The following is a 2,770-nucleotide window of genomic DNA, read 5'->3' on the forward strand; positions in this document are numbered from 1 at the left end:
GTCCCGGGCCGAGGGCTACGGACTGCCGCTCGTCGAGGCCATGTCCCACGGCACGCCGGTGATTGCCAGCGACATCCCGATCTTCCGGGAGGTCGGTGACGATGCCGTCAGCTACGTGCATCCGGACTCCCCGGCGGAGTTTGCCGAGGCGGTGCGCACGCTCGAGGACCCCGCCCTGTGGAAGGCCCGGTCCCGCCGTTCAGTGGAGCGGGCCGCAGACTTCAGCTGGGATGAGTCGGCGCGGCGGCTCGTGGCCGTCGCCGAAGAGGCCGTCGCGCTCCGGAACCGGCCCCGCGGCCGGAGATAGCCGGAACGGCTGTAAGTGGCCGGCGCGGAGATCCGTTCCGCTCCGCAGCCAAAGCGAGGCCGGGATGACGCCGGCGCCACGGGCCCCGACCACCCATTTGCCGCGGAGGGCCGCAATACGGAGCCTCATTCCGGCCATCTGCGGCGAATGGCCGCCGGCCTGCGGGCCTGTTGCGGCATGCGCGCCCTTTGAATAGAGGGACCGCCGTGCCGGTGGGGCCATGTGAGCCGCGGAGACGCAATGGAGGATCCTACAGGACGTCGACGCCGTCCAGGCGCAGTTGCACCGGGTCGTCGCTGCGCTTGGCTGCGGCCGCCGCCTTGACGGCCCGCATGACGGCCGTGGCAACCGCGGCCTGGGCGTAGGGGATGAACAGCAGGGTCCGGACCTCCTGGCCGGAGTCCCGGGGCACAGCATTCCGTGGCACAGCATCCCGCGTCGCAGCATCCCGCGCCACTGCATCCTGCGGCGGCGTGCGGCCGGCCCCGGCGGCCGCTGGCAGGATCAGGGGCGCGGGCCCGGCCGTCCGGAGGACGGTTCCCTGCGCCGCCAGCCGCTGCTGGATGGCATCCGTGAAATGGCCGACGGCGGTCCTGCCGCCGGTGACGGAGGCGACCCGCACGGCGGGCGGCAGCTGCAGCTCCTGCCGCAGTGCCAGTTCCCGGCTGGCGTACCCGGCGGGATCCCAGCGCAGCAGGGCGCCAACCCCGGCGGCGTCGTCGGCGGTGATGACCACCAGGCCGCCCTCGGAAGCGGGCCGCACCAGGGCCGCGGCGTTGAACCAGCGCCGGACCGCGTCCTCCCCCGCCCTCAGGTTTTCCCGGCGCAGCAGCGAATCGCCGTCGAGCAGCAGGGCCGCGGCGTACCCGCCGAAGGCCACGGGTTCGGCACCGACGGTGGCCACCACCAGGGCCGCGGTCTCCGCAACGGTGGCCTTGATCTGGTCCCCGGAGGAGGTGATGACCGGTTTTCCCGGAAACGCCCGGCCCAGCTCCTCCGCGGTGCGGAGGGCTCCCGTGGCGCCGCGCCTTAGCCTGGCGCCGTTGCACGTGCTGCAGCGCCAGGCCGGGGCCGGGGCCGAGCACCAGCGGCATTGCGGCACGGCGCTGCTCCCGCCCGGACCGGCGATCGCCAGCGGGCCGCTGCAGGCGGTGCAGCGGGCCGGTTCCCGGCAGGTGTCGCACACCAGCGAGGGGGCGTAGCCGGCGCGGGCCACCTGGACCAGGACCGGGCCCCGTTCCAGGCCTTCCTTGGCGGCCCGCCAGGCCGCGCCGGGGAGCCGGGCAATCCGGGCGAGCGGGTCATGCTCGAGTTCGTAGCTGTCGGCCGTGTTCAGGACCCGCGGGACTGTCCGCCGCGCGACGGCCCGGTCCGCTTCCACGGCCTGGGCCCAGCCGGAGGCGACCAGCCGCTCCGTTTCGGTGCTGCGCGAATGGGCGGCGAGCAGGCACGCGGCCCCCTCCTGGCCCGCCCGGAGCAGGAGGACTTCGCGGGCGTGCGCGTACGGGGAGCGCTGCTCGATGTGGAGGTCGTCGCCGTCGTCCCAGCAGATGACGAGCCCGAGGTTCGGCACCGGCGCGTAGGCCGCGGACCGCGTGCCCACGGCGACCCCGGCGGCGCCGCTGAGCACGCGCAGGAAGCTGCGGTAGCGCGGCGTCTGGCCGTCGTCCGCGGTGAGCCGGGCGACGTCGCCGGCGGGAAGCAGTTCCAGCAGGGCAGATTCCACGCGGTCAAGGTCCCGGTAGTCGGGCACCACGACGACGGCGCCGCGGCCGGAGATCCGCACCGCGGCCACGGCTTCGGCGATCATCCGCGGCCAGCCGGCGGGCCCGTACCCCTGCAGGGCGGTCAGCACGGCCCGGGGCGACTCCCCCGCGGCGAGGTGGGCGAGGAATGCCGCACCGTTGCGGTACCGGGTCCAGATGCTGCCGGCGGCCGGCGACGGAAGCGACACGTCGGTCGCCAGACCGAACGTCTCAGTGCCGAACAGCGCGGGATCGAGCCGGCCGTCCGGGGCGAATTCCTTTTCGAGCTTGGCCATGCGCGGCGGCACGGCCACGCGCAGGACATCGCTGACCGTTCCGGCGTAGCGCGAGGCGATCCGGCCGGCGAGCTCGGCCACTGCGGGGGTCAGGACCGGGACGGCGGAGAGCACCTTGTGCAGCGGCACCAGGGGGTGGCCGGCGTCGGATCCGGCGGTGCGCTCCAGCAGGTATCCGGCCAGTTCCTGCCCGTTGAATTTGACCTTGACCCGGACTCCGGGGATGGCGTCGGCGTCGAGGGCGGCGGGGACGCTGTAGTCGAAAGGCCTGTCCAGGTGGGGCAGCGAGGACTCGATCAGCACCCGCGCCACCGGCAGGTGGGCCGCAAGGGCCGGCCCGGACGCTTCCGCGGCGGAGGCGGGAAAACCCTGGAGCAGGGACAGCTGCTGGGGTTCACCGGGCGCGCCGCCGGCAGGAATGG

General features: G+C 74.3%; 2 protein-coding genes. One reads left to right on the forward strand and one right to left on the reverse strand.

Going from position 1 to position 2,770, the window contains the following annotated elements:
* Positions 1 to 307, forward strand: a 307-nt coding sequence (locus LQV45_RS24325; protein ID WP_230009185.1) for a glycosyltransferase, incomplete at its 5' end; no start/stop codon positions are given.
* Positions 308 to 557: 250 nt separating this feature from the next.
* Here LQV45_RS24325 and LQV45_RS24330 read toward each other — a convergent pair.
* Entirely contained in the window at positions 558 to 2,768 is a 2,211-nt protein-coding gene (locus LQV45_RS24330) for a primosomal protein N' (RefSeq protein WP_230009186.1), read from the reverse strand.
* Between the last annotated feature and the right edge of the window lie 2 nt (positions 2,769 to 2,770).

Source organism: Microbacterium sp. Bi128, from assembly GCF_918698205.1.